We start from the raw sequence: 1,628 nt of genomic DNA on the forward strand, positions 1-1,628 counted from the left end.
CCCCGGGCCCCCCCCCCCCCCCACCCCCCTCCGTCAGGTACGAAGAGGATCGAAGGGCCCCTGCTCTATCCCGTCAACCTGGGAGCACGCTGCCGAGCGCTGCACTGCATTCGCCTGCCGAGATGGCCCGGTCAGTTCACCGTTTCACGCTGCGGGAATGAGGTGGCGCTGACTTGGGGTGTGCCGCGCTGGGGTTTGGGCATGCCGAAGCGGCCCGGATACGAGTGGGTCCGGGCAACTCGGCGGTCATGCCGGTGGCATGGTTATGCGGCCCAATCGAGGGTGCCGGGTGGCCCAATGCTGCCCGGTGGCCCGGTTGTCCCTCGGGCATCGGGTGGTGGCAGCAGCCGGTAGACGTATCGCCCGTCCGGATCTTTGGTGATGTGGATCTGGTCGGGGCGGGTGTGTTTGAACCGGTTGTGCCATCCGCAGGTGAGGGCGAGCTGGTCAATGTCGGTGGGACTGTGGCCCAGTGCCCACCCGTTGACGTGGTCCACCTCGCACAGCGTGCCCGGCGTCTCGCACTCTCGCACCGCGCAGGTGGGGTAGAGCGTTTCCAGCACTTGCCGTTGGGCTGCGCTGGCGAACCGTTCCCGGTGGCCCAGGTACAGCGGGGTGTTCCCCCGCCCCAGGAGGAGGGGCGATACCCCAGCCGCCAGGGCGATGCGGCGGGCCTGCGGGGCGGGGATCGGCGTGCCGTCGGTGAGGCGGGCGGGGGCGTTGCCTCCGGTGAGGGTGTCCAGGTCGCAGATGACGGTGACCTTGGTGGCCTTGTGTCCGCCCGACAGCACGCTGGACAGGGCGGCGGCGGTGCGCTCGGAGAAGTCGCGGCGGTCTTCCGGCCCGGCCGGCTTGGCCAGTGGAGCGAGCGTGCCGTCGAAGATGGCGGCGTCTTCGGGGTTCAACCAGCCCTTCACATACCGGCCGCCGTCCAACGAACGCGTCGTGGTCAGCCAGGACTTGGCGTAGCCGCGCTTGGTGTCCTCGTCGGGTGCGGCTTCGGTGTCGTCGCGTTCGGCGATGAGGTCGCGGATGCGGCGCCCGAACGCCGCGACCTTCCCGGCCGAGAAGCCTTGGTCGATGAAGCCGAGCAGGGTTGTCTCGGCTTCGGCGCAGTCGGTGTCGTCCAGGCGGGCGATCGAGTCGGCGATGGTGGTGGCGTAGCCGTAGGACAGGTCGCCGGAGGCGAGTGCGGCGGCGACGTGGGGCAGGCGGTGGCGCTGCCGGGCGAGGGTGAGGCGTTCCTTGGCGCGGTTGTCGCGCATGCCGAGGCGGGACCGGAGCCACGCCTGGGTGGAGGGATAGCCCCACCGCTGCTGTTCTCCGGTGGCGTCGACTCGGCCGATGAATCCGGCCAGCGCGCTTTCCTGCATATCGGACGCGGCCGCGAGCGTCTCGGTGAGTTCGAGGCAGGCAGCCGCCGAGTCGGGGGCCTGGCGCTGGGCGAGTTCAGTGGCGATGGCGGAGAGCGCGTTCACCAATTCCATGGTGGACGCGGCCTCGAGCTCGACCGTCACTGATTGCATAGGTAAATAGTACCCTGTGTGACTGACATTCGAAGCCGTTCGAGTCACATTCTTCCCGGTATTTTTTGGGCGAAAAAGGTTGCCTGCCTCGCGTCTTCTTGG

Annotated in this window: 1 protein-coding gene; it reads right to left on the bottom strand. The window is 68.7% G+C overall.

Annotated features, from left to right (window positions below):
• Nucleotides 1-263: 263 nt before the first annotated feature.
• Nucleotides 264-1,526 (bottom strand): HNH endonuclease signature motif containing protein, encoded by a 1,263-nt coding sequence (locus F9B16_RS50340; RefSeq protein ID WP_151547334.1) that lies wholly within the window; start codon nt 1,524-1,526, stop codon nt 264-266.
• Nucleotides 1,527-1,628: the final 102 nt, after the last annotated feature.

This window comes from Actinomadura montaniterrae, assembly GCF_008923365.1.
Classification (GTDB): Bacteria; Actinomycetota; Actinomycetes; order Streptosporangiales; family Streptosporangiaceae; genus Spirillospora; species Spirillospora montaniterrae.